At 67.5% G+C, this 25,159-nt stretch carries 23 protein-coding genes and 2 riboswitches; of the genes, 3 read left to right on the top strand and 20 right to left on the bottom strand.

What is annotated here, in order from left to right; translation table 11 throughout:
* Positions 1-270 precede the first annotated feature (270 nt).
* Positions 271-1,767, bottom strand: coding sequence for a threonine/serine exporter family protein (locus tag ACZYZE_RS07705; protein WP_459318575.1), 1,497 nt, complete (start codon positions 1,765-1,767; stop codon positions 271-273).
* 31 nt (positions 1,768-1,798) lie between these two features.
* Complete coding sequence (locus ACZYZE_RS07700; RefSeq protein ID WP_459318576.1) at positions 1,799-2,872, bottom strand: lipid II:glycine glycyltransferase FemX; 1,074 nt, start codon at positions 2,870-2,872, stop codon at positions 1,799-1,801.
* Between the two features lie 115 nt (positions 2,873-2,987).
* On the opposite strand from ACZYZE_RS07700, the gene ACZYZE_RS07695 reads away from it, so the two are divergent.
* Positions 2,988-3,542, top strand: coding sequence for a TspO/MBR family protein (locus ACZYZE_RS07695; RefSeq protein ID WP_463907210.1), 555 nt, complete (start codon positions 2,988-2,990; stop codon positions 3,540-3,542).
* A 4-nt stretch (positions 3,543-3,546) separates the two neighbouring features.
* Here the strand turns inward: ACZYZE_RS07695 and ACZYZE_RS07690 are convergent, their stop codons facing one another.
* The 6 genes from ACZYZE_RS07690 to ACZYZE_RS07665 all read right to left on the bottom strand — a co-directional run bounded on the left by ACZYZE_RS07690 (position 3,547) and on the right by ACZYZE_RS07665 (position 12,409).
* Positions 3,547-4,965: an L-serine ammonia-lyase gene (locus ACZYZE_RS07690; RefSeq protein WP_463907208.1), complete on the bottom strand. Its 1,419-nt coding sequence runs from the start codon at positions 4,963-4,965 to the stop codon at positions 3,547-3,549.
* Positions 4,966-5,171: 206 nt separating this feature from the next.
* Positions 5,172-6,500 carry a serine hydroxymethyltransferase gene (gene glyA / locus ACZYZE_RS07685; protein WP_463907207.1) on the bottom strand — a complete coding sequence of 443 codons (1,329 nt, stop codon included), beginning with the start codon at positions 6,498-6,500 and terminating at the stop codon, positions 5,172-5,174.
* Entirely contained in the window at positions 6,497-6,880 is a 384-nt protein-coding gene (gene gcvH, locus ACZYZE_RS07680; RefSeq protein ID WP_459318580.1) for a glycine cleavage system protein GcvH, read from the bottom strand. Before gcvH ends, glyA begins: the two co-directional genes overlap by 4 nt.
* Before the next feature lie 474 nt (positions 6,881-7,354).
* A complete protein-coding gene (gene gcvT / locus ACZYZE_RS07675) occupies positions 7,355-8,503 on the bottom strand; it encodes a glycine cleavage system aminomethyltransferase GcvT (protein WP_459318581.1) in 1,149 nt (382 codons plus the stop codon).
* A gap of 12 nt (positions 8,504-8,515) precedes the next feature.
* A complete protein-coding gene (gene gcvP / locus ACZYZE_RS07670; protein WP_463907204.1) occupies positions 8,516-11,419 on the bottom strand; it encodes an aminomethyl-transferring glycine dehydrogenase in 2,904 nt (967 codons plus the stop codon).
* Between the two features lie 39 nt (positions 11,420-11,458).
* Positions 11,459-11,575, bottom strand: a riboswitch (glycine riboswitch).
* Between the two features lies 1 nt (position 11,576).
* Positions 11,577-11,675: riboswitch (glycine riboswitch) on the bottom strand.
* 194 nt (positions 11,676-11,869) lie between these two features.
* Entirely contained in the window at positions 11,870-12,409 is a 540-nt protein-coding gene (locus ACZYZE_RS07665; protein ID WP_459318582.1) for a TetR/AcrR family transcriptional regulator, read from the bottom strand.
* An 82-nt stretch (positions 12,410-12,491) separates the two neighbouring features.
* Here ACZYZE_RS07665 and ACZYZE_RS07660 point away from each other — a divergent pair, with 82 nt between their 5' ends.
* On the top strand, positions 12,492-14,108 hold the full coding sequence (locus ACZYZE_RS07660) for an MFS transporter (protein WP_463907202.1): 1,617 nt from the start codon (positions 12,492-12,494) through the stop codon (positions 14,106-14,108).
* Between the two features lie 93 nt (positions 14,109-14,201).
* On the opposite strand, the gene ACZYZE_RS07655 is transcribed toward ACZYZE_RS07660, so the two are convergent.
* Both ACZYZE_RS07655 and ACZYZE_RS07650 read right to left on the bottom strand, forming a co-directional pair.
* Entirely contained in the window at positions 14,202-14,681 is a 480-nt protein-coding gene (locus ACZYZE_RS07655; protein WP_459318584.1) for a Dps family protein, read from the bottom strand.
* 150 nt (positions 14,682-14,831) lie between these two features.
* Positions 14,832-15,650: a sigma-70 family RNA polymerase sigma factor gene (locus tag ACZYZE_RS07650; protein ID WP_463907200.1), complete on the bottom strand. Its 819-nt coding sequence runs from the start codon at positions 15,648-15,650 to the stop codon at positions 14,832-14,834.
* Positions 15,651-15,871: 221 nt separating this feature from the next.
* Here ACZYZE_RS07650 and ACZYZE_RS07645 point away from each other — a divergent pair, with 221 nt between their 5' ends.
* Complete coding sequence (locus ACZYZE_RS07645) at positions 15,872-16,396, top strand: flagellar protein FlgN (RefSeq protein WP_463907199.1); 525 nt, start codon at positions 15,872-15,874, stop codon at positions 16,394-16,396.
* Between the two features lie 28 nt (positions 16,397-16,424).
* On the opposite strand, the gene ACZYZE_RS07640 is transcribed toward ACZYZE_RS07645, so the two are convergent.
* The 10 genes from ACZYZE_RS07640 to ACZYZE_RS07595 all read right to left on the bottom strand — a co-directional run bounded on the left by ACZYZE_RS07640 (position 16,425) and on the right by ACZYZE_RS07595 (position 25,092).
* Positions 16,425-16,673, bottom strand: a complete 249-nt coding sequence (locus tag ACZYZE_RS07640; protein ID WP_459318587.1) for a carbon storage regulator — start codon at positions 16,671-16,673, stop codon at positions 16,425-16,427.
* A 74-nt stretch (positions 16,674-16,747) separates the two neighbouring features.
* Positions 16,748-17,788 (bottom strand): hypothetical protein, encoded by a 1,041-nt coding sequence (locus ACZYZE_RS07635; protein WP_463907197.1) that lies wholly within the window; start codon positions 17,786-17,788, stop codon positions 16,748-16,750.
* Positions 17,766-19,814: a flagellar biosynthesis protein FlhA gene (locus ACZYZE_RS07630; RefSeq protein WP_463907195.1), complete on the bottom strand. Its 2,049-nt coding sequence runs from the start codon at positions 19,812-19,814 to the stop codon at positions 17,766-17,768. Before ACZYZE_RS07630 ends, ACZYZE_RS07635 begins: the two co-directional genes overlap by 23 nt.
* A gap of 49 nt (positions 19,815-19,863) precedes the next feature.
* Positions 19,864-20,964 carry an EscU/YscU/HrcU family type III secretion system export apparatus switch protein gene (locus tag ACZYZE_RS07625; protein ID WP_459318590.1) on the bottom strand — a complete coding sequence of 367 codons (1,101 nt, stop codon included), beginning with the start codon at positions 20,962-20,964 and terminating at the stop codon, positions 19,864-19,866.
* A complete protein-coding gene (locus tag ACZYZE_RS07620) occupies positions 20,964-21,722 on the bottom strand; it encodes a flagellar biosynthetic protein FliR (RefSeq protein WP_459318591.1) in 759 nt (252 codons plus the stop codon). The genes ACZYZE_RS07625 and ACZYZE_RS07620 overlap by 1 nt, the downstream gene beginning before the upstream one ends.
* A 1-nt stretch (position 21,723) precedes the next feature.
* Positions 21,724-21,999 (bottom strand): flagellar biosynthesis protein FliQ, encoded by a 276-nt coding sequence (fliQ, locus tag ACZYZE_RS07615; RefSeq protein ID WP_326961651.1) that lies wholly within the window; start codon positions 21,997-21,999, stop codon positions 21,724-21,726.
* The gene (gene fliP / locus ACZYZE_RS07610; protein ID WP_459318592.1) at positions 21,996-22,877 is read right to left on the bottom strand and encodes a flagellar type III secretion system pore protein FliP; all 882 of its coding nucleotides are present in this window, start codon (positions 22,875-22,877) and stop codon (positions 21,996-21,998) included. The genes fliQ and fliP overlap by 4 nt, the downstream gene beginning before the upstream one ends.
* Positions 22,874-23,470: a flagellar biosynthetic protein FliO gene (gene fliO, locus ACZYZE_RS07605; RefSeq protein WP_459318593.1), complete on the bottom strand. Its 597-nt coding sequence runs from the start codon at positions 23,468-23,470 to the stop codon at positions 22,874-22,876. The genes fliP and fliO overlap by 4 nt, the downstream gene beginning before the upstream one ends.
* Positions 23,471-24,199 (bottom strand): flagellar motor switch protein FliN, encoded by a 729-nt coding sequence (gene fliN / locus ACZYZE_RS07600; protein WP_459318594.1) that lies wholly within the window; start codon positions 24,197-24,199, stop codon positions 23,471-23,473.
* Complete coding sequence (locus ACZYZE_RS07595) at positions 24,196-25,092, bottom strand: flagellar motor switch protein FliM (protein ID WP_459318595.1); 897 nt, start codon at positions 25,090-25,092, stop codon at positions 24,196-24,198. The genes fliN and ACZYZE_RS07595 overlap by 4 nt, the downstream gene beginning before the upstream one ends.
* Positions 25,093-25,159 lie beyond the last annotated feature (67 nt).

Here is a 25,159-nt window from a genome sequence, read left to right as displayed (position 1 = left end):
AAAGCCCGGATTCCCGGGCATGTTTGGCCCCGGGTGCCGAAGCAACCGGGAAGGACCGTCACGGCATGGGCGCGTGGGGCCGGTCCGGTGGGCATTGGGTGGGTCCGGCGGCGTGGAGCCGGGCTGCGCGGGGACATGCTCATTCTTCGCAGCCGGGACCGGGCACAACCGGACTATGTCCACCCGCCGGCCCCGGCGCGGGGCATGTCCCTGAGCCCGGCCATCCCACCCCTTGGAACTGGACCCCCGGAGAACTAACGAAAATGCCCTTTAACGGCGCCGCGCCCGGCGTCGTTCATTGCTGGCCAGGCTCCGGGTGAGTGGCCGCGCGAGGGTGTCGCCGAGCACGATGCCGGCCGCGACGCCCAGCACGATCGCCCCGGCGTTGAGCATCCCGCCGGCGCCCATCAGGATTTCGGATTCCTCGATCGTCAATACATACATGGACCGGAATATAGTGAGGCCAGGCAGCAGGATCAGCGCCGCGGGGACCGCCACGACCAGCTGCGGGGCGCCCATCCGGAGCGCCACCACACGGGCCAGCAGGCCGATGACGACGGCGGCGAGGGCGGGCGAAAAGCGCGCCCCGATGCCGAGGGCGTCTCCGCCGATCAGCACCAGATAGCCCACCACGCCCACGGCCGCGGTCGGCAGCAGCAGCGTCCAGCTGGTCTGTTCCGTGATGCCGATCATCAGCACGGCGATGGCGATCATGATGATCACCGCCCATAACGGATACGCCGGCGGGAATGTTTCCGTGACATCGATGGGCTCCATGCCGGTCATGTCCCCTACGACAAATCCGATGGCGATGCCCGCGACCAGCGCACCGAACGTCAGCATCGTGGACAGGAACCGGCCTGCCGCTGTGACGGGGAAGCCGTTGATTGCATCCTGCACCGAGGACACGAGCCTGCCGGTCGGGAGCAGCAGCAGGATCCCGCCGACCACCACGATGGCGGGAGGTATCTGGATCCCTACCAGGCCGCCGAAACGCCATAGGAGCAGGGCGATGAAGGTGACCAGGAACGAACACGAGGCGGTGACGAAGAAGTCCGGTGTGCGCCAGCGCGCCAGCTTTCGGGCCAGCAGGCTGACCAGCAGGTTGGAGAGGAATGCGACGGCTGACGCGCCCGGGCCGCCGCCCAGGACCCCGACGAAGACGGCCGAGAACACCCCGAACGCCACCGTGACCATCCAGCGCGGGAACGGCTTGGCACTGTGGGTGATTTCTTCGAGCCGGCGCACCGCCTCCTCGCGTCCCACCCCGCCGGCGACGATGTCCGTGACCAGCTGGTGCACCTTGGCCAGGCCCGCGTAGTTGTTGGTCCAGGACCGCACGACACGCAGCAGCGTGATGGGCGTCTGGTCCCTCGGCGCAAAGTTGATGGCCACCGACTGGTTGGTGATGTCCACTTCGATGTTCTTGAGTCCCAGGGCCGCCGTGATGGCGATGATGCTGGTCTCTACTTCGAGGGCTCCGGCGCCGTACCGGAACATCGACTCGGCCAGGTGCAGCGCAAAGTCGATCGTCTTGCGGGCCGAAGTGTCTACGCCGCCCACCTGGATCATCGGGTTCGCATAGGGGCTGCCGGCGAGCCGGTCCACGATGCTCATGGGGGCCGTCGGCGGGTTCTCGCCCTGGACCAACCGGCGCAGCATCCGCTTGGCGGCGGCGTTCTGGCGCACCTCCATGGGCGACATCGGTTCGGTCTTGGGCAGTCCGTCCGTGGGCGGCCTGCGCCGTCCGTCGGGTTCTTTGGTCATTCCGGCCTCTTCAATATCCGTTGCAGCCGGTTTAGTAGAACTGTTGGCCCGTGCGGCGGGTGTACAGCTGGCGCGCGATGCGCTCCCCCGCAGCCATCCAGGCCTTGTACTTCAGCGGGCTCAGCACCTGGTCGTAGCAGCCGACGAAGTCCGTGACGGTCTTGCTGAAACTGGTCTTGAACAGGCCCAACCCGTGGAACGGGTTGGACGTGTCCTTGAGCTGGCCGCTCGGGGGCGTGCCGCAGAAATCGTATTCGTTGCAGCCCAGCTCCTTGAGCTGGTTGATGGCCGTCCACTGCACGAGGTGGGAATCGCCATACTGGCTGCGCCTCTGCAGGGAGCCGCCGTCCTTGTACGTGCCCTTGCTGCCGTAGTTGATGACGAAGGCGCCCACCGACGGCACACCGTCCTCGTAGACGAACAGCAGCCGGCCCTGGCCCCGGTTGATGAAGTTGGTCCAGAACTGGCGGTAGTACTCGTATTCGCGCACGCGGACCTGGGACTTGGCTTCCACCGTGGTGGTCATCAGCGCGTACATGGCGCGGAAGTTCTCCTCGGTAGGCTCCACATTGTGCACCTCCACCCCTTCGCGGATGGCCCGGCGGACGGCATTGCGGCCGCGGGAGTGCAGGTTGCGCAGCAGCTGGTTCTCTTCCGGGGAGATGTCCAGCAGCGCCGTCGAGTCGTTGGGCTGCAGGTTATGGGTCTTGACCAGACCTGCGCCTTCGATCACACGCCTGGCTTCCGCCGTCAGCACGATGTCCGGCTCGATCTTGATGGCGAACACGCCAAGACCAGCGCGCTTCACGAACTCGGCGTTGGCCGCGGCGATGCCCGGGATGTCCTCGACGGAGGCCACATCCGGGCCTTTGATCAGGTACCAGAGCTTGCCCAGGAGCGGGAAGGACTTCTCCAGTACCAGGTTGTAGCTCGTGTACTCGGCCGTCTCATACACGAGGTGAAGGGGCTTCCAGCCGAAGTGCCGTTTGACCTCGGCGAAGGCCTCGGATTGCAGGAGATTGCCGCCATTGGGGTTCGCGGTGACGTGGGCATCCCAGTTGGCGATCTCTTCGGCAGAGGCAAAGCGGGCAGTGAATTCACGCAAGGGTGCGGTATCCAATCATTGCGGTACGAGCGTCGGCGGCATGCGAACATGCAGGCTCAAGTCTATCCGCCACGCCCCATGCTCCGGCCCGGAACGGAGCCGCTACGCTGGAAGCATGCCCCCTGATCAGCAATCACTGGCCGCCCGATCCGGACGCCCGGGACACACGAACGGAAAGCGCGGAACCGGTTCCCAGCTGCTGGGGCTGCTGGTGTTCGTCGCGGCCTCAGCCGTCGTGGCCGGCCTGGGCGGACTTGCCACCGCCAACAACGTCAACGGCTGGTACGCCGCCGCGGACAAGGCGCCGTGGACGCCGCCGAACTGGGTTTTCGGACCGGTCTGGACGCTCCTCTACCTAGCAATGGCGGTGGCCGCCTGGCTGGTCTGGCGCCGCCGGACCGAAGCGTCGCGGGCGGCCCTCGCCGCCTATGCGGTGCAGCTGGTCCTGAACCTGCTGTGGACCCCGGCCTTCTTCGGGCTGTACCCGGTATTGGGTTCAGCGGCGCTGTGGCTGGGGCTCGTGATCATCCTCGCCCTGGCCGTCGCGGTGACCATCACTGTGCTGCACTTCGGGCCGGTCAGCCGGACGGCGGGGATGCTGATGCTGCCCTACCTGTCGTGGATCGTCTTCGCCGCCTCGCTGAACCTGTGGGCGGCGCTGAACAACTAGGGTCTCAGCACTCCACAACGTTCACGGCGAGGCCGCCCATGGCGGTTTCCTTGTACTTGGAGCTCATGTCCCGGCCGGTCTCGCGCATGGTCACGATGACCTCGTCGAGGGACACCCGGTGCGAGCCGTCGCCCCACAGCGCCATCTTGGCGGCGTTAATGGCTTTGGCGGCGGCAATCGCGTTGCGTTCGATGCAGGGGATCTGCACGAGTCCGCCGATCGGGTCGCAGGTCAGTCCGAGGTTGTGTTCCATGGCGATTTCCGCGGCGTTTTCCACCTGGGCGGGGGTGCCGCCCATGACTTCGGCGAGGGCGGCGGCGGCCATCGACGACGCCGAGCCCACCTCGCCCTGGCAGCCGACCTCCGCGCCGGAGATCGATGCCTGCTCCTTGTAGAGCACCCCGATGGCCGCGGCGGTCAGCAGGAACTTGACGATCGTCTCGTCGCGGTCGGCCTGGCTGGCCTTGTCCATCCCGGGGGCGAAGTGCAGGGCGTAGTAGAGCACGGCCGGGATGATGCCCGCGGCGCCGTTGGTCGGCGCGGTGACGACGCGGCCGCCGGAGGCGTTTTCCTCGTTCACGGCCAGGGCAATCAGGTTGACCCATTCCTGCCAGTACTTCGGGTCCCGGAAGTCGGGGTCCTGGCCGCGGGTTTCCTTCATGAGGCGCTCGTGCCAGTCGGGTGCACGACGGCGGACCTTCAGCCCGCCGGGCAGCAGGCCCTCGCGCTTGAGGCTGACCTGGACGCAGCTTTCCATCACGGAGTAGATGTGCAGGAGGCCCTCGCGGATCTCCACCTCGGTGCGGGAGGCACGCTCGTTGACGAACATGATCTCGCCGATCGAGAGGCCCTTGGACTGGCAGCGGCCCAGTAGTTCCGCGGCGGTGCGGAACGGCAGGGGCAGCTCCTTCTTGGACTCGTTGAGCTCCTTGAGGGCGGCGTCCTCCTCGCCGTCGCGGACGATGAAGCCGCCGCCGACGGAGAAGAAGGTGGCGCTGTGCAGGACGTCGCCGTCGGCGGCGGAGACGGTGAACGTCATGCCGTTGGTGTGCCGCGGCAGGATGGTCAGGGGGCGCAGGACCATGTCCTGGACTCCGTAGGACAAGGGAACACCGCCGGCTCCGGCCAGCTGCAGGGTCCCGGTTTCGGCGATGGTGGCGAGCCGCTCCTCCACTTCCTCGGGGAGGATCAGCTCGGGGTGGAAGCCTTCCAGGCCGAGCAGGATGGCGGTCATGGTGCCGTGGCCGTGGCCGGTGGCGGCGAGGGAGCCGTAGAGGTCCACTCGCAGCGCGGCCACCCGGTCCAGGACCCCGGAGGCCTTGAGTTCTTCGGCAAACACCGCTGCTGCCCGCATGGGGCCCACGGTGTGTGAACTGGATGGTCCTATTCCTATGGAAAAGAGGTCAAAGACTCCAACAGCCATTGTCGGTTCCTAACTAGGTCTAACTGTGGCCCGGCAGATGGTCCTGCCGGAAGGCCGCACGCCACCGGCTGGCGGCAGCGCTGGCGGATGCACGACGCCGGGCGGCAGCTTGTGGCGGCGGCCCGGCGTCGTGATCTGTACTGGTACTTCTGCACTGCGGGTGTTGCTGCTAGTTCATTGCTGCTGCTACTTCAGTCATACGGGCACTAAGCGAGGTTCGCAACCGAGGGGTACAGCGGGTGGGCGGCCGCGAGGGCCTCCACCCGGGTGCGCAGGCCGCTGAGGTCAGCGCCGGCGTCGGCGATCAGTGCTTCAGCGATAATATCCGCAACTTCGGCAAACGCCGCTTCGCCAAAACCGCGTGTGGCCAGCGCCGGGGTGCCGATGCGGAGCCCCGAGGTGACCATAGGCGGGCGCGGGTCAAACGGCACGGCATTGCGGTTGACGGTGATGTCGATTTCCGCGAGCCGGTCCTCGGCCTGCTGGCCGTTGAGCTCGCAGTTGCGCAGGTCAACAAGGACCAGGTGCACGTCCGTTCCGCCGGAAATCACGGAGATCCCCTTGGCGGTGACGTCGTCCTGGACCAGGCGCTCGGCGAGGATCCGGGCGCCGGCGAGGACCCGCATCTGGCGTTCCTTGAACTCGGGGGACGCGGCAATCTTGAACGCCACGGCCTTGCCGGCGATCACATGCTCCAGCGGGCCGCCCTGCTGCCCGGGGAACACCGCCGAGTTGATCTTCTTGGCGATGGCGGCGTCGTTGGAGAGGATGATGCCGCCGCGCGGACCGGCAAGGGTCTTGTGCGTGGTGGAGGTGGTGACGTGCGCGTGCGGCACCGGTGACGGGTGCAGCCCGGCGGCGACGAGGCCGGCGAAGTGTGCCATGTCCACCATCAGGTACGCGCCCACGGAGTCGGCGATCCGGCGGAACTCGGCGAAGTCCAGCTGCCGGGCGTACGCGGACCAGCCGGCAACGATGAGCTGCGGCTTGTGCTCCTGGGCCAGGCGCTCCACCTCGGCCATGTCGATCCGGTGGTCCTCTTCGCGGACCTGGTACGGGATCACGTTGTAGAGGCGGCCGGAGAAGTTGATCTTCATGCCGTGCGTGAGGTGCCCGCCGTGCGCCAGGTTCAGGCCCATGATGGTGTCGCCCGGACGGATGAGGGCGTGCATCACGGAGGCGTTGGCCTGCGCGCCCGAGTGCGGCTGGACGTTGGCGTATTCGGCGCCGAAGAGGGCCTTGACCCGGTCGATCGCGAGCTGTTCGACGACGTCCACGTGCTCGCAGCCGCCGTAGTAGCGCTTGCCCGGGTAGCCCTCGGCGTACTTGTTGGTCAGCACGGAGCCCTGCGCCTGCATAACGGCCTTGGCGGTGTGGTTCTCCGAGGCGATCATTTCCAGTCCGTCGCGCTGGCGGGTCAGCTCGGCGTCGATCTGAACGGCGATCTCCGGATCCAGTGCGGACAGCTCCGCGTCCAGGCTCGGGGAGATAACCTGCTCGAAGGTTACTGTCCCTGCCGTCCCGGCGGCGCTCACAGCTCGCCGCCGTTCTTGGACGCGTAGTCCTGGGCGGAGAGCAGCGGGCCGTCGGACTCGGCGGCCACCTTGAAGAGCCAGCCGGCGCCATAGGGATCGCTGTTGATCAGGGCGGGATCATCGACGACGGCGGGGTTGGTCTCGGTGACTTCGCCGGTGACGGGGGCGTACAGGTCCGAGACGGACTTGGTGGACTCCACTTCGCCGCAGGTCTCCCCTGCGGTCACCGTGGCCCCGACCTCGGGCAGATCCACGTAGACAATGTCGCCGAGCGCATCGGTGGCCACGGCGGAGATGCCGATGGAAACAATGTTCCCGGCTTCCCGTGCAACCCACTCGTGCTCGTCGGAGTACTGCAGTTCAGGGGCAACTCTTGCCATGTGCTTTTCCTTTACGTTTTGAAATGTCGTGGGCTACATCAATTGTGGCTGGGTTGCGGACTGGCCGTGGCCGGGTTACGCGGCAGGAAACCGGATTCCTCCGCGTGCTCGCTCGTTCCTCGCTTAGACGCACGCTTCCGGAATCCGCTCCCCTGCCGCTATCGGCCAGTTCAGTTTTCGGGGCCAACAGTTTCGAACAGGCCACCACCTCCGGAAAGAAACAGTGGCCCTTCGTATTTTCTAGCGCCGACCCCCGGTAGGCGGTCCGTTTTCAGCACCTTTGGCTTTCAAGGCGCTACCAACGGTGCTTGGAACGGGAGGTGAGCTGCCCTTGAGGGGCTGGCTGGCCGCGTTTTTCGAAAGCGTGCGTCAAAGCGACGAAGGAGCAGCACGCGTGAAAACTGGGGCCAGCCGGTCCCGGAAGCCGGGGACGGCAGAGGATACCGGCCCCGACGGCACCCGGGACCCAAGGGGCTACTTTTGCCGCTTGTAGAACGGCAGTGCGACAACTTCGAACGGCTCGCTCTTCCCGCGCAGGTCGATGTCCAGGGCGGTGCCCGGGTCGGTGAACTCTACGTCGATGTAGGCCATGGCAACCGGGTAGCCCAGAGTGGGCGAAGGCTGGCCGGAGGTGACTTCACCGACGGTGTTGCCGTTTTTCAGGACCGGGTAGTGGCCGCGGCCGGCCCTGCGTCCGAGGCCCTTGAGGCCCACCAGCTTGCGGCCCGTGGTGGAACCGGCGCCGGCTTCCTTCTTGGTGGCCAGGGCCGCCTTGCCGACGAAGTCGCCTTCCTTGGAGAGTGCGACGACGGGTCCCAGACCGGCGGCGAACGGGTCGCCGTCAAGCGAGAGCTCGTTGCCGTACAGCGGCATGCCGGCCTCGAGACGGAGCGAATCGCGGGAGGCGAGCCCGGCGGGCGTCAGCTCACCGTCTTCGGCGATAGCGACGAGCGCCTGCCAGAGGGCGGCGGCGTCGTCGTTCGCGACAAAGATCTCGAAGCCGTCCTCACCGGTGTAGCCGGTGCGGGCCAGCAGCAGCTCCTGGCTGGCGCCGCCGAACATAAACGGGACGTCCACGGCGGCGTAGTATTTCAGGGCGGTCACCAACTCGTGCTGCGCGGCGGGGACCAGCCGGAGCAGGATCGCCTGGGCCTTGGGCCCCTGCACGGCGATCAGCGAGGTCGACGCGGAAGCGTCCCGGACAGCGACGTCGAAGCCGCCTTCTTCTCCGGAACCAGCACGCTGGGCGAGGGCCGCGGCCACCACCTTGGCGTTGCCCGCGTTGGGGACGACAAGGAACTTCTGCTCGCCGCGCCGGTAGGTGATGAGGTCATCGATGATGCCGCCGTTCTCGTTGCAGATCAGCGAGTACTTGGCCTTGCCGACCGCCATCGCGGAGATCTTGCCGACCAGGGCGTAGTCCAGGAACGCGGCGGCGTCGGGGCCGGTGACCCAGACTTCACCCATGTGGGAGAGGTCGTAGAGGCCGGCCGACGTGCGGACGGCGTGGTGCTCGGCCAGTTCGGAGCTGTACTTGAGCGGCATCTGCCAGCCGCCGAAGTCCGTGAAGGAGGCGCCGAGCTTCTTGTGCTCTTCGTACAGGGCCGTGTAGTTCTCAGTCATCGTTGGCTGTCCTTAGTTGGCGGAGTCGTCGGAGTGGTCCTCAAAAGCTTCGAGGGGTGGGCAGGAGCAGATCAGGTTACGGTCCCCGGCAGCGCCGTCGATCCGCCCGACCGGCGGGAAGTACTTGTCCTGCCGGAGCGTGTGGAGCGGGAAGACGGCCTGTTCGCGCGGGTATTCGCGGGTCCAGTCGGTGCTGATCACGGCGGCGGCGGTGTGCGGGGCGTTGCGCAGCGGGCTGTGCTCAACGGTGAAGTCGCCGTGGCCCACCTGATCGATTTCGGCGCGGATGGAGATCATGGCGGTGATGAAGCGGTCGATCTCGCCGAGGTCCTCGGATTCGGTGGGCTCCACCATCAGGGTCCCGGCCACCGGGAACGCCAGGGTGGGGGCGTGGAAGCCGTAGTCGATGAGGCGCTTGGCCACGTCCTCCGCGGTCACACCGGTCTTGGCCGTGAGCTCGCGCAGGTCCAGGATGCATTCGTGGGCCACAAGTCCGCCTTCACCGGTGTAAAGCACCGGGAAGAAGTCGTTCAGCCGGGCCGCGATGTAGTTGGCCGCAAGCAGCGCGGACTTGGTGGCGTCGGTCAGGCCCGTACCGCCCATGAGCTTCACATAGGCCCAGGAGATCGGCAGGACGCCGGCCGACCCGTAACGCGACGCGGAGATCGGGGTGCCGTCTGCGCCGTTGGCCGGATCTGCGGCGTTGCCGGGCATAAACGGCGCCAGGTGCGCCTTGGCCGCCACGGGGCCGACGCCGGGGCCGCCGCCGCCGTGCGGGATGCAGAACGTCTTGTGCAGGTTCAGGTGGGACACGTCGCCGCCGAACATGCCGGGCTGGGCCAGTCCGACGAGGGCGTTGAGGTTGGCGCCGTCGATGTAGACCTGGCCGCCGGCCGCGTGGACGGCGTCGCAGACCTCGCGGACGTCGGCGTCGAACACCCCGTGGGTAGAGGGATAGGTGATCATGATCGCGGACAGCGCGTCCTTGTGCAGCCCGATCTTGGCCTGCAGGTCCGTGTGGTCGATGGTGCCGTCCGCGGCGGTCGCCACGACGACGACCTTCATGCCGGCCAGCACGGCGGAGGCCGCGTTGGTGCCGTGGGCCGAGGCCGGGATCAGGCAGATGTTGCGCTGGGCCTGGCCGCGGGAATGGTGGTAGCCGCGGATGGCCAGCAGGCCGGCCAGTTCGCCCTGTGATCCGGCGTTCGGCTGGATGGAAACCTGGTCGTAGCCGGTGATCTCGGTCAGCTGGGCTTCGAGGTCCTCGATCAGTTCGCGCCAGCCGGCGGTCTGGGAGTCCGGTGCGAACGGGTGGATGGAGGCGAATTCCGGCCAGGAGATGGCTTCCATCTCGGCCGTGGCGTTCAGCTTCATGGTGCACGAGCCCAGCGGGATCATGGTGCGGTCCAGGGCGAGGTCGCGGTCCGAAAGCCGGCGGATGTAGCGCAGCAGCTGGGTCTCGGAGCGGTGCGTGTTGAAGACCGGGTGCTGGAGGTAGTCGGACGTGCGCTCGACGGCGGCGTCCAGGGCGAAAGCAGTGCCATTGCCTGCCGCACCGGATTCTGCGCTGGTCACGCCGGCGCCGAAGGCGGCGACGACGTCGGCGACGATCGCCGTCGTCGTGGCTTCATCGGCGGAAATGCCGACCGTGTCGGCGTCGATGCCGCGCAGGTTGATGCCCTTGGCCTCAGCGGCGGCCAAGAACTGTGCGGCTTTGCCGGGGACGGAAACGGTGACGGTGTCGAAGAAGCTTGTGTGCAGAACCTCCAGGCCCGCGGCCTTAAGCGACGCGGCGATGGTCCGGGCGTGGCCGTGGGTGGTCTCGGCGATTGCCTTGAGGCCGTCCGGGCCATGGTAGACGGCGTAGAAGGAGGAGACGATGGCCAGCAGCGCCTGCGCGGTGCAGATGTTGGACGTGGCCTTTTCGCGGCGGATGTGCTGCTCGCGGGTCTGCAGCGCCAGCCGGTAGGCCGGGACGCCCGCGTTGTCCTTGGACACCCCGACGAGGCGGCCGGGCATGGACCGTTCGAGGCCCTTCTGGACTGCCATGTAGGCGGCGTGCGGGCCGCCGAAGAAGAGCGGGACACCGAAGCGCTGTGCGGAGCCGACGGCGATGTCGGCGCCCTGTTCGCCCGGGGACGTGATGAGGGTCAGCGAGAGGAGGTCCGCCGCGACGGTGACGAGGGCGCCGCGTTCCTTGGCGTCGGCGATCACGGCGGTGTGGTCGAACACGCGGCCGGAGGCGCCGGGCTGCTGCAGGACCACACCGTTGATGACGCCGTCGGGCAGGCCTTTGGAGAGGTCGGCGACCTCCACTTCGAAGCCGAGGGCCTCGGCGCGGCCCTTGACGATCGCGATGGTCTGCGGCAGGCAGTCGGCGTCGAGGACGGTCTTGCCGTCGTGTGCCGTCTTGTTCTTGTTGGCGCGGCGCATCATCAGGACGGCTTCGGCGACGGCGGTGGCTTCGTCCAGCAGGGAGGCGTTGGCGATGGGGAGCCCGACGAGGTCCTGGACCATGGTCTGGAAGTTCAGCAGCGCCTCGAGCCGGCCCTGGGAGATTTCCGGCTGGTAGGGCGTGTACGCGGTGTACCAGGCGGGCGCCTCGAGGATGTTCCGGCGGATGACGGCGGGGGTGAGGGTGTCGTAGTAGCCCTGCCCGATCATCTGGACGGCGGTCTTGTTCTTCGCTGCGATCTTGCGCAGTGCGTCGAGGACTTCCACTTCGCTCAGGGCTTCGCCGAGCGCCAGTGACGAGTCCTGCCGGATGTCTTTCGGGACGGCGGTGTCCACGAGCGCATCGACGGTGTCGTAGCCGACAGCCTTCAGCATGGCGTCGACGTCGGACTGGCGGCGGGCGCCGATGTGCCGGTCAACGAAGGACGTGGAGGCTGAGGAAACAGTCACAAGGAACTCCATAACTATGGCGGCGCAGGGCACGCCGCATTGATTCGGGTTCCTCCCCGCTCTGTATTGGACCTGAGAGTTTCCGCGCAGCCGTGCTTTTGCAGGGCCACGCTTGCACCGTCGGTGAGCACAGCATGTCAGAAGACAGCCTGCTACTTTCCAGAGTTGCCTTGCCGCGGCGGTACATGGGCCTGAGAGATTCCTGGGGAGGGTTTGCTCCTACGGCGCCTGCTTGTACCTACTTGCAGGGCTCTCCCGCCGCAGATCAAAGGCATATTAAATTACTCGTGACCGCAGTCACATCTCTTATTATCCTATGCCCGGCCCCGGTCCGCAAACTAGTGACGCGCACGCACCGGAGTCGGGCGCGAATTCGCGGGAAGGCTGCGGCGTCGCCGGAACGCTACGGCGACCCCGCACGCGTCCGGCGACTGCGGCACGTGCGGCATATCCGGGAGCACCTCAGCCGCGCAACCGTTCGACGGCGGCGAGCAGGCTCTCGACGTCGCCGCGGACTTCCGGGAGCGGCCCGCCCGGGCCGCGGGCCAGCATCGCGTTGAAGTACAGCCCGTCGCCCATGTACAGAACGGCCTTTGCCATGCCCGGCCCGACGTCGGCGGCGAGCAGTTCCAGCCAGCCCGCCTGGGCGGCGGCAATGCGCTGCAGGGTTTCTCCGTGGGCCACTTCGGCCAGCCGGGTGGCGGCCACGAAGACGCGGTCCATCGGGGTGTCCGCCCAGAGCGAGGATTTGATGAAGTATGCGGCAGCCCCTTCCGGCGCGGCAGCCATCCTCCCGAGGTCGTCGCCGAGGAGCCGGTCCAGCCGCTCCAGCAGCACGGAGACCATCGCTTCCTTGTTCGGGAAGTGGTAGAGCAGCCCGCCCTTGGAGACGCCGGCCAGCCTGGCGACGGCGTCCAGGGTCGCGGCACGTTCACCCTCTTCAATCAGCAGGGATTCGAAGGCGTCAAGGACGGCTTCGCGGGCGACGGGTTTTCTGGCCATGGTTCCTATCATGCCCGGTGCCGAGACCGGTTTCTCAACCCGGGTTTCATAACTATACCGTCCAGACGGTACAGTTATTACCATGAGCAATACATCCTTTACTGCAGACGGCACCAGGAGCGCAGGAACGCGGGCCACCGAACCGACGTCGACGGCGGCGCCGCGTGCGCCGTGGCGCGACTGGCTGGCGCTGGCACTGCTGATGTTTCCGGTGCTGCTCGTGGCCGTCGACAACACGGCACTCACCTTCGCGCTGCCGGCCATCGCCCGCAGCCTCGACGCCACCGGCGTGGAGCTGCTCTGGATTGTCGACGCCTATCCCCTGGTCCTCGCCGGCCTGCTCGTGGCGATGGGCAGCCTCGGCGACAGGATCGGCCGCCGCCGGCTGCTCTTCATCGGCAGCACGGGCTTCGCCGCCGTCTCGGCGGTCACCGCCTTCGCCCCCAGCGCCGAATGGCTGATTGCCGGACGCGCAGGGCTGGGATTTTTCGGCGCCATGCTGATGCCGTCCACCCTGTCCCTGATCCGCAACATCTTCCCGGAGCCCAACCGCCGCAGGCTGGCCGTTGCCATCTGGGCCGCCGGCTTCTCCGGCGGCGCCGCGCTGGGCCCGATCTTCGGCGGCTGGCTCGTGGAAAACTTCTGGTGGGGCGCCATCCTCCTGGTTGCCGTGCCGATCATCCTGCCCCTGCTCGCACTGGGGCCTGTTCTGATCCCGGAATCGCGGGATCCGAATCCCGGCCGGGTGGACATTGCCAGCATTGTCCTGTCCCTGCTGGTCATGGTTCCGGTGGTCTACGGCATCAAGGCCCTGGCCACCCACGGCGCTGCGCCCGAACCGCTCGCCGCAATCAGCTTCGGCCTGTTCATGGGGTACATCTTCATTCGGCGGCAGCGGGCCCTGTTGCGGGGCGGCCAGAAACGCGGGGGCTCGGCTGCCCCGCTGCTGGACATCACCCTCTTCGGCAACCGGGTCTTCAGCACAGCGATCATTGCCAACGTCCTGGCGTTGTTCTCCTTCAACGGCTTCATCCTGTTCCTCGCCCAGCATCTGCAGCTGCTCGAGGGCCAGTCCCCCTCTGAGTCCGGCGTCGCGATGGTTCCGGCCCTCATCGCCACTGTCGCGGCGGGAATGCTGGTGGTGCCGCTCGTGCGGAAGGTCCGGCCGGGCTTCGTGGTTGCCGGCGGACTGCTCCTGAGCGCCGCAGGCTACTTCGTGGTGGCCTTCGGCGACCACGGCAACGGCCCCGCCCTGCTGCTGGCGGCCCTGCTGGTCCTGTGCCTGGGGGTCGGCGCGGCGGAGACCATCTCCAATGACCTGATCCTCGGCGCCGCCCCCGCGGAGAAATCCGGCGCAGCGGCCGCCATCTCGGAGACCGGCTACGAGGTCGGTTCACTGCTGGGCACGGCTGTGCTCGGCTCGATCCTGACGGCCTCGTACCAGCGCAACCTCCGGCTTCCTTCCGGCGTCGCCGAGACGGCTCCGGCGGATGCAACCGTCCAGGCCGGCGAGACTCTGGCCGGTGCCATCGAACTGGCACACACCCTGCCGGGACCCCTGGCGGAGGCCTTGACGGCCGCCGCCAGGGCCGCGTTCGATTCGGGCGTTCACATCACGGCTGCCATCGCGATGGTGCTGATGGCGGGAGCGTCAGTCCTCGCCGCCGTCGTCCTCCGCAAAGTGCCGACAGCGAAATAGCCGGCGTGGGAGGACCGGACACCACCGTTCAACCGCAAAGCGCCCGACGCCGGCGGGTGCCGGGATCGGGCGCTGGGAACTGCTGGCGAAAGACTACTCGCTGTCCGCGGTGGTGACGCTGGCATTGGCCCGCATCGTCTCCGCGTTCACCAGCCATGCGAACTGCTCGAACTTGGCGATGAACGCATGCAGCAGGTCCGCCGTCGTCGGATCCTCTTCGTCGACTTCGTCGTGGACCTTGCGCATGGTGCCGACGGCGGCCTCGAGAGCCGCAACGATCCGCTCAATGGCGTCCTTGGTGTTGATCAGGCCGGCCGGGAACTCGGCGAGGGAGGTGGACTTGGACACCGTGGAGCTGCGTCCGTCCGGCAGGGCGTGGAGGGCGCGCATGCGTTCCGCCAGGTCATCCGCGAAGATACGGGCAGCATCGATAATTTCGTCCAGCTGCAGGTGGAGGTCCCGGAAGTTCGCCCCCACAATGTTCCAGTGCGCCTGCTTGCCCTGGACGTGAAGTTCGATCAGGTCCACGAGCACTGCCTGCAGGTTAGTCGTGAGGGTCGGTGTTGCTTTCATGGGTCCTCCTGAGTGGGTCCGATTCCGTTGCGTCCGATGCATCAGACGCTACCCCAGGGCACGGAGGACCGCGACGGCCCCCCGCGGAATTTCTCGGTCAGCTTACTAAGTCGACTTACTAACGTCAGCCGTGGAGGCTGCAGCGCAGGCTCAAACCGCCTCGTTGAGCAGCGGCCCCTGCGGGAACATTGCGCGGGTAATGCCGCCCGTGGTGGCCGCATCCAGCTGGGACAGGTAGTCGTTGCGGCGCCGCGGGGTGATCCTGGACTGGGGTTCGAAACCCCGATCAGGATCGTCCGCGTAGTGAGCCGTGAGGCCGTCCCGCATGAGCCGGATGGCCTCGGCACGCTGCTGGGAGACCGCCGCGTGGGTGGATCCAAGTTCCCCGGCCAGCTCCTTGACGGTCCTGTCGCCGAAGTAGATCTCCTCGACGACGTAGCGCATCCGTTCCGGGAGGGACTTCACGGCTGCCCTGAGGTACTGAAGCCGTTCGTCCGCGAGCACGGAGTGTTCCGGGGTCAGGGTTTCTGCGGCCAGTGTGTCGACGACGGCATCATCGAGCGGCGTCAGGGTGCGCGAGGCATCGGCGAGGGCTGCCTCCACAACGCTCTGCTGGACGCCAAGGGCCGAGGCGATCTCGTCGACGCTGGGGGCGCGTCCGAGGGCGGCGGCCAGGGTTTCCTGGACCGACATCGTTTCTTTGATCCGGCGCCGCGCCGATCGGGTTGCCCAGTCGCTGGCGCGCATCTCGTCGGCAAACGCGCCGAGGATGCGCCGGCGCGCGAAGGCACCAAACGGCACACCGAGGTCAGGGTCGAAGGAATCGGCCGAGGTGATCAGGGCAATGGCGCCAGCAGACGCCAGGTCATCGCGGGATAGGTGTGACGCCTTTGAGCACAAGTCTGAGACGAGGTAGCCAACCAGCGGAAGATGCTGTGTGACCATCTCGTTGCGTTCCACGCGATTCAATAGTATCCCCCCATGAGCCCAGATCCGGAAGCCTTAAAAGACCAAGAGCCGCACCCAAAAACGGTCCCGTGCTCCCCCCATGGAAGTCGGTGTGTGAAACCCGGGCGCAGCACCCAAGACGAAACCTATCACCTGCGTCACAATCTGCGTGTAACCTCAGGGAAAAGCTTGGCTGAAAATGCGGCAAGGCTTCTCAGCCGGGCGTCAAGGGAAGGGGGCCCATGGGTGCAGGTGATCTTTCGGCGGCTCTCTGGCAGGAGCGCCGGCAGCTGGAGCTGCTGATATTCAGGCTGGAGACGCAGCGGCTCCACGTCCTGGCCGGCCACCTGCCATGGCTGAGCTTTACCGCTTCCGAGGTGGAGACTGTGCTCGATCGGATGCGCTTTGAAGCCCTAGCCCGGAGCGTCGAATCGGCCGCGGTGGCGGCCGAATGGGGCCTGCCGGCACAAGCGACGCTGATCGAGCTCGTAGCGGGGGCTCCGCCCGGCGCCTGGGCCGAAGTCTTGCAGGAACATCTCGAGGGTCTGCGCGCGTTGCTCCAGCAACTCGGTACTGCCGCCCGCGCCAATGAGGACACCCTGCGCAGTCTTGACCGCCAGCCAGCGGCCGGCGCGTCCGGCGTGTCGGACACCGCGGGGGCTCTCGATCAGCTGACGACGACGGGAAATATTGAGCGCGCTTTGGCTGTCACCCGCCGGACAACCCAGCCCCTTCTGGCCCAGTACCTCGGCGGCAACCGGGACTGATGCGTCCGTGCCGTTCAGTCCGTGCCGGTCAGTCCGTGCCGGCGGCAGGGGCCGGCGGCAGCAGGCCGCGAAGCGCGTCCTCGGAATCCGCGCCGGCCTGGGCTGCGGCAAGGTTGGCGGCTGCGATGGCCTCAATAACCTCGCGGCGCTGGATCGGAACGCCCCGGGGTGCCTCGATGCCGATCCGGACACCGTCGCCGCGGCCTTCCAGAACCGTGATGACGATCCCGTCGCCGATCATGATCTGTTCGCCCGGCTTGCGTGTAAGTACCAGCATCCTCTCAATCTACCCTTCGCTGTGCGGGGCTGCGGACGATTCCCGCTGCTGGCGCCATGTCGCTTCTGTCCATCTCAGATTGTCACGGCGCGTGCCGGCGCGGCGTCGATCCAGCCCAGCGGCAATCCGAGCCCGTTGATGGTTTCGGGCGTGGCGGTTTCGGCGGCCCCAACGACGGCCACCGCGCTGATGCTCAGCTGCGCGGCGAGGACTCCCACCCAGCGTGCGGTGTCCTCTGCCTTGCGTCCCGCATCCACCACCACCCACAGCTGGTCGGCGGAGAGCGCGGCGACGGACTGGAGCCGGGCGATGGCGTCGCGGGCCTTCCCGAGCCCGAACGCCACCACCACTGTCTGTTCCGTCAGCACTGCGCGGGCGCGGGCCGCCGTCGCGCTCTGTCGTCCGTCCACGTGCAGGTGGCCGTAGGCGGACAGCTTCCCGGCCGTGCGCACGTCGGCGCCGCCGGCCGCCGTGGACATGGCCAGGGCGGTGTCGAGGGCGTCGTCCCCCAGCCCGACGAGGACCACCAGGTCCCCGACCCCGTTCAGCGGGGTCGGGACCATCTCGCGCCGGGGGGCGGGCTCCGGCGCCGGCTCCGCGGCCGGGGGCCTGGCGGGAGCGGCGGAGGGAGCGGCGGCGGCCTGCTGCGTGCGGTTCGGGGAGCCGGCCGGGGCACCGGCAGCCGGAGAGTCGGCCGCCGGGGCCCGGAGCCCGGCGCCGAGCTGCTCGAGCAGTTCGGCGAAGTCCGGGGACTCGGTCGACAGGCTGGCGTTCGCAGGCCGGTGCATGTTGACCTCGGCCGTGTCCGCCTCCTCGAGCAGCGCTGCGATCGCGGCTCCGTGCAGCTGGTGGGCGGGGGCGGCCGCCGCACGCGAGGCGGCGGCATCCCCCTCGGCCAGGATGTCCGCGTCGGGAACCACTTCGCCGGTGACAACCTCGTGACCGGTCACCACTTCAACCATCGCCTCGTAGCGGTCCCCGGCAAAGAGCCCGGCGATCCCGGGGCTGATGACACGTTCCGCCGAGACAATGCGGGCTGCGGGTCCGTGCTGCTTTTCCGCCTTGCGGCGGATCTCCTCCAGCGAGGATCCCTTAAGCCGAAAGTGGTTCGGCATGGCGTACGACTCCTACTGTTTCGATCCGGACATTGGCGGAGGTGACTTCGCGGTAGGACAGCACGGGCACCGAGCCCGGCTGCGATCCCACGAGCCGGTGGATGGCGGGCCGGAGCGCCGGAGCGCAGACCAGCACGGCCTGGCGGTTGGCCGCGGTGGCGGAGTCGACGGCGCGGCTCACCGAGCGAAGCACGGCGTCGAGCCTGTCCTGACCCATCACGATCTGGCTGCCGCCCTCGGCGGGGCGCATGTCCTCGAGCATGGACTGCTCCAGGAGCGGGTCGATCATGATGACGTTCAGCACGGGACCGTCCATGAACTTGGCCGTCAGTGCCGGGCCGAGGGCCTGGCGGGCGGACTCGACCAGCGACTCCGGGTCGGTGGAGATCTTGGCGCGGAGGGTCAGCGCCTCATAGATGCGGGCGAGGTCGTTGATGGGCACCTGTTCATCCAGGAGGCCCTGGAGCACGCGCTGCAGTTCGGCGAGGGAGAGCAGCGCGGGGGTGAGTTCGTCGACGGCGGAGGGGCTCTGCTTCCGCACCCCTTCGGTCAGCACGCGGACGTCTTCGCGGGACAGCAGCCGGGCTGCATTGGCCGTGACGATCGATGACAGGTGTGTCACGAGCACGGAGACGCGGTCGATGACGGTGGCGCCTGTCATTTCGGCGTTGTGCCGCATTTCCGCCGGGATCCATTTGCCGGCCAGGCCGAAAACCGGCTCGATCATGGCGATGCCGGGAAGCGAGTCGAGGCTGTCACCCAGGGCGAGCATCTGGCCGCTCGGGGCGGTGCCGCGGCCGGCTTCCACACCGGCAATCCGGATCGCGTAGCTGGCCGGCGGGAGGTCCACGCTGTCCCTCGTGCGGACGGGCGGGATGACGAGGCCCAGCTCCATCGCAATCTTGTGCCGCAGGGACCTCACGCGGGCCAGCAGGTCATCCGAGGCGCCGGAGACCATGTCCACGAGGTCCGGGGCCAGCAGGATCTCCACCGGGTGGATGCGCATGTCCTCGAGCAGCTTGTCGTTGGGATCCATCTCCGGGAAATTCAGCGCGTTCGCCTCGGCTTCGGCCGATTTCTCGTCATGCTGTTGCCGGGCGGCGATCCGGCGGGAGGCGAACAGCAGTCCGGCTCCGACAAGAACGAAGGGCAGCGGCGGCATGCCGGGGATCAGGGCCATGGCGATCGCGGCGACGCCGGCGATCATAAGTGCGTTGGGCGATTGCATCAGCTGGGTGGACGCCGTGCGGCCCATGTCCGATTCGGTGTTCGAGCGGGTCACGATCATGCCGGTGGACACTGCCATCAGCAGGGCCGGGATCTGGGTGACCAGCCCGTCGCCCATGGTCAGGATGCCGTAGGTGCTCACGGCGTCGCCGATCTCCATGCCGCGCTGCAGCATGCCGATGGCGATGCCGCCGATGAAGTTGATGATGATGATGATGAGTCCGGCGATCGCGTCGCCCTTGACGAACTTCGAGGCACCGTCCATGGCGCCGTAGAAGTCGGCCTCGGCCGAGACCTCGGCCCGCCGTTCGCGGGCCTGGGTGTCGGTGATCAGGCCGGCGTTGAGGTCGGCGTCGATCGCCATCTGCTTGCCGGGCATGGCGTCGAGGGTGAAGCGGGCACCCACCTCGGCGACGCGCTCAGCTCCCTTGGTGACCACGACGAACTGGATGACCACGAGGATCAGGAAGATGACCGCGCCGATGATCATGGAGCCGCCCACTGTCACTTTGCCGAAGGCCTCGATGACCTGGCCGGCGTGCCCCTCCCCCAGAATGAGCCGGGTGGAGGCGACGTTGAGGCCCAGCCTGAACAGGGTGGCGACGAGCAGCAGCGAGGGGAAGACGGAGAAGTCCAGCGGTTTCTTCACGAACATGCTGGTCAGCAGGACCAGAAGCGCCAACAGGATGTTGCAGACGATGAGGACATCCAGCAGGGGCGCGGGCACCGGAACAATCAGCAGCAGCACAATGCCGACGATGCCGATCGGCACTGTCAGCGGGGCGAGCTTCTTGATCATGGTGCGGTCCCTTCACAGACGCTGGTTCGAAAAGTGTTCACGCGGTGCCTCATACGGCGACTCCTACGGCTGCGGCTGTGCTGGTCATTCGGTGCATCCCGCTGGCAGCGCCGCGGGCCTTGAGCGCCATCACGAAGGCCAGGACCCCGGCCACGGCGCGGTAGAAGTCCACCGGGATCTCCTGGCCCAGCTCGCAGGCACTGTGCAGGGCCCTGGCCAGCGGAATGTCCTGGACCATCGGCACGTTCTTCGCCTCGGCCTCTTCCCTGATTCTGGTCGCAACATGGCCTGAGCCCTTGGCCACCACACGGGGCGCGGACTTCCCGGGTTCATACTTCAGCGCCACCGCCACGTGCGTGGGGTTCACCAGCACGACGTCGGCGTCTCCGATCGCGGCGATCATGCGGTTCCGGCTCATTGCCATCTGCCGGGCCCGGCGCTGGGACCGGATGAGCGGATCGCCTTCACTGTTCTTGTTCTCGTCCTGGACTTCCTTCTTGGACATCCGGGTCTTCTTGCGGTTGCGGCGCATGACGACGAAGAAGTCCGCCGCCGCCAGCACGATTCCGGCAGCCACGGCGAACTGGATGAGGGAGGCAATGCCGCCGCCCGCGGCCTGCACCACGCCGGCCACGGGCATTCCCCCGGCGGTCAGCAGGACCGGGACCAGGCCCTGCACCACGCTGTACAGGACCAGCCCCACCACGCTGGCCTTCAGCAGCGCCTTGACGCCGCCCCAGACCGCCTGCATGCCGAACATCCGCTTCAGGCCGCCGAGCAGTTTGAAGTGCTCAAAATCAAACTTGAACTTCTTCAGGTGAACTCCGCCCTGCAGCGCGGATCCGGCCAGGACCACAACAAACACGACTATCAGCATCGGCCCGACGATGCCGGCGATGGCGGCCAGGCCGTCTTCCAGCGCTATCACGGCTTTCCCTGGGTCCGGCGCGGCCACGATGCCGCGGACGCTGAACAGTTGGTCCGTGGCGGCGTTGGAGGCACGTTCAACGGTGGCCGGAATCATGATGGCGGCGGCCCCGACGCCGAGCCACGCGGTGAGGTCCTGGGACCGGGAGAGCTGGCCCTTGGAGCGGACCTCCTTCATCCGTTTGTCGGTGGCTTCTTCGGTTTTTTCCTGTGAATCCGACATCAGCCCACCCCCAGCACGGTCTTGGCGGCCTGGCCTGCGAGGCTGGAGACGATTCTGGGCAGCGCAAGGAACATAAAGCCTGCCAGCGACAGTGTCAGGAGGATCTTGAGCGGGAAGCCCAGCGAGAAGGCGTTCAGCGCCGGTGCCACGCGGGTCAGCAGGCCCAGCCCGACGTCGGCGAGGAACAAGACCACCACGAGGGGGCCTGCGATCTGGACCGCGGCGAGGAACATGCCGGTAACCGCCGCCGTCATGGCCTGGACCGGCTGGGCGAGATCAATGCCGCCGGCCAGCGGCAACGCCGCAAAGCTGCCGGTCAGTCCGGTGATGACGAGCTGGTAGCCGTCCGAGGAGAACAACAGGGCCAGCGCGGCCATCTGCAGGAGCCTGGTGAACTGCGCGCCGTTGACCATCATCTGCGGGTCGAAGGCCTGCGCCATCTGAAACCCGCTGAAGAGGTCGATCAGGCTGCCGGCGGACTGGATGGCGGAGAAGATCACCAGGACCAGAAATCCCAGGGCCAGCCCGGTGACAAGCTCCAGGACCACCCCGCTGACGAAGCCGGCGGTATCGCGTGCCGTGTAGCCGACGGATACCCGCTGTGAGACGGCCAGGCCCAGGCCCAGGCCCAGCATGGCCTTGACCCGCCCCGGGAACGCCTGGTGGGCGAAGGGCGGCGCCACGATCAGGAATGCCGTCATCCGGACGGTGGCCAGCAACAGCACTTCCAGCCACGTCGGGTCGATCGGGATGCCCACCTCACAGGCCCCCGAGCAGGGACGGGATCTTGGCGAAGAGGTCGTTGGTGAACGCGACCATCTCCGAGATCATCCAGTGCCCGCACACCAGCAGGGCGATGGCCACCGCCGCGGCCTTGGGCACGAAGGACAGCGTGGCTTCCTGCAGCTGGGTGATGGACTGCAGCAGCGCGATCGCCAGGCCGACGACGAGAGCCGTGACCAGCACGGGGGCGGAGAGCTTGGCGGCCACGATCATGGCCTGGAGGCAGATGTCCAGGACGGCGTTGGCGTTCACCCGGTGCCTGCATAGCTTTGGATGAGCGAGGTGATGATCAGGCCCCAGCCGTCCACAAGGACGAAGAGGAGGATCTTGAAGGGCAGCGAGATCATCACCGGCGGGAGCATCATCATGCCCATGGACATCAGGGCCGCGGAGACCACGAGGTCGATCACCAGGAACGGGATGAAAATGACGAAGCCGATGATGAACGCGGCGCGCAGTTCGGAGATCATAAAGGCCGGGATCAGGCTCTGCAGCGGTACAGATTCCGGGGTGGCCGGATTTTCCGCACCCGCGGCGCGGGTCATCAGCGCGATGTCCTCTTCGCGGGTGTGGGCCAGCATGAACTGCTGCAGCGGGCCGGACGCGGCCGCGACGGCCCCGTTGAAGTCCAGGGTGCCGTTCAGGTAGGGCTGGACCCCGATGTTGTTCATCTCGTTGATCACCGGCCACATCACGAAGATCGAGATGAACAGGGCCAGGCCCGCCAGCACCTGGTTCGGCGGGATGGACGGCAGCGACAGCGCATTGCGCGTCATGGCCAGGACCACGAAGATCTTGGTGAAAGACGTCATCATCAGCAGCAGCGCGGGCGCCACTGAGAGCAGGGTGATCCCGATCAGGGTCAGGACGGCGGTGGACGGTTTGCCGTCGAGTCCGTTGATCTCGATGTTGACGCTGCCGCCGCCGGGGTTGGCCGGATCCGTCGGGGCCACCGGCGGGGTGGGGTCGATGGGTGCGGCGTGGCCGGTCGCGGCGTTGAGCCACAGCAGCAGCACCGCGAGGACGACGGCGGCGAGTCCCAGGGCGAGGACCCTGGCCGGGGGCTGCCGGTCAGGCGCAGCGGCGGCCGGGCGTGCTCGGGTGGGTGGGGCGCTGAGTGTGCGGATCAATTGCGGCGTCCGCTCCTGAGAGCGGCAGCGGCCTGCTTCCAGGTGGAGCCGGCGAGGATCGAACCGTGCAGCGGCGGGTGCGCGGAGTTGCCCGCGCGGGTTGCGGGGCCGCGCGTGTGGGAGTCCCGGTGCAGGGTGCTGCGCCGGGACAGCGGAACGCTGTCGGCGCTGGCACCGGGCGCGTCGGAGAAAGCACCCTCGCCGTCGGCCTGGCTGGCGGCTTTGCCGTCCGCCCCGCCGTCGGGGAAGCCGGTCTTTCCGCCGGAGAGCGGGCCGAAGCCGGCGAGGAGGCGGGCGAATTCGCCGGCGCGGTTCTCGGCAACCGGGACCTCTTCCGCTTCCGCAGGGATGTCCCCGGTGTGCAGGACGCTGACGGCGTGGTCGGTGACGCCGAGCAGGAATCGGTGGCCGGCGGCGTCGACAACTACCACGGAGGCCTTCTGGCCGACGCTCTGGCGGCTGACGATGGTCAGCGCGCGGTCAGCCCGCCGCCGTCCGGTGCCTTTGCCGAGCCGGCGTTGCAGGAACCACATGAGGCCCAGCACCGCGCCCAGGGCCACGAGTACCCGCAGCCCGAGGATCAGCGAGTCCATTCAGCTGAGCCCCTCGGCAACATCGAGGATGCGGGTAATCCGGACGGCGTAATCCTGGTCCAGCACCACCACTTCGCCGTGTGCGATCAGGCGGCCGTTGAGGAGTACGTCGGCGGGGGCCCCGGCGGAGCGGTCCAATTCGATGATCTTGCCCGGTTCGAGCGAGAGTACGTCGCGGACCGACATGCGGGTGCGTCCGATCTCCACGGTCAGTGCCATTTCGATGTTGTTGATGCGGCCCAGCCGGCCGGCGACGGCATCGCCGCCGGCGAACACGTCGCCGCCGCGGTCCTGGCCGGTGCTGTGTTCGCGGAGGCGGACCGCGAACCAGGCCGAGGGGCTTGACCCGTCGGAGAGCTCAAAGACGGCTGTGTCGGGGTCGGAGAGCAGCCCGGAGGCGTCGGATTCGCGCAGGTCGCTCAGGACGCCGGCACCAAAGACGGAGCTGGCGCTTTCCATCGCGGGGCGCAGCACATCGGTGACGGAGACGACGCCGAGCTGGCCTGCTGCCGCGCCGCCTGCCGCCTCGTCGAGGAAGGTGCGGTCGCTCAGCATAAGGGCGAGGTCCGCGGTGACGGAGCCGACGAAGGTGGCCGTGACAGCCTGGCGTGCGTAGGCAGCCGCTGCCCGTGCCGGCACCAGCGCGACAACCTTGAGGGCCACCGGGCTGGGCAGCTCCTCGACAAGCCGTTCCGCCGACGATTCGTGCCTGGTCAGGGTGATGCTCATCGGTGATTCTCCTCGATTGTGACAATAACGGCGGCCGCCCGGGACCCGTTGCGGGCCGGGGCGGCGGTGGCGAGCCTGGTGCCGTCCAGGGTGAGGTCAAACGGGCGGTTTTCCAGGTGCGGCAGGGTGAGGACGTCTCCGACGGCGAGGCCAAGGATCTGGCTTGGGGTGACGAACGACGTCGAGAGCCGCACCGAAAGCTCCACCGGCACGCGTTCCAGCTGCGCGCTGACGCGGGCCGAGGCGTCGCCGCGGTTGTCCGTCGGGTTGACCTTCTTGAGCCGTCCGAGCAGCAGGGCGGCCGGGACGGCCAACGTGGCCGGGGCGCTCATGTCGCCGACGTTCATGGTGAACGCCGCGACGATCATAAGCTCGCCGGGCGCTGCGGCCTGGGCAAACTGCGAGTTGTACTGGATGGTGTCCACCCGGACGGCTTCGGTCAGCAGCGGCCCGAGGGAATAGCCGAGGTCCTCGAGGGCCTCGTCCATAAGCCCCTTGACCAGCGCCTGCTCGATCTGGGTGAACTTGCGGTCCGGCATGGGCGCGTCCTTGGAGGCGCCGAGCATACGGTTCACCCAGCCGAGGGCCGCCGGTGCCGGGAACTGCACCACCAGCTTGGAATCGTGGGCCTCGACGGTGCACAGCACCATGGCCGTGACGGCGGGCAGGGATGCCGCGTACTCGTCGTAGCTGAGCATACTGACGTCTTCGAGCCGCACCACGGACTTGACCCTGACCTTGGCGGTCAGCTGGGTGCCCCACTGGCGGGCGAAGGTTTCAAAGGCAAGTTCCAGCACGCGGCTGTGTTCGCGTGCCAGCGTCGCGGGACGCCGGAAGTCGTAGACGCTTACGGTCCGCTCCCGTACCACTTCCCGCTCATCCAGAACACTCACGGTTGCCACTATCGGCAAGGAATCCGCCGTCGTAAGCATTCCGTCGCAGGCAATCCGCGGTCAGCAA

The organism is Pseudarthrobacter woesei (assembly GCF_055412745.1).
Note: the sequence above shows the minus strand (reverse complement) of the source record. Positions and strands in the feature narration are given on the sequence as shown.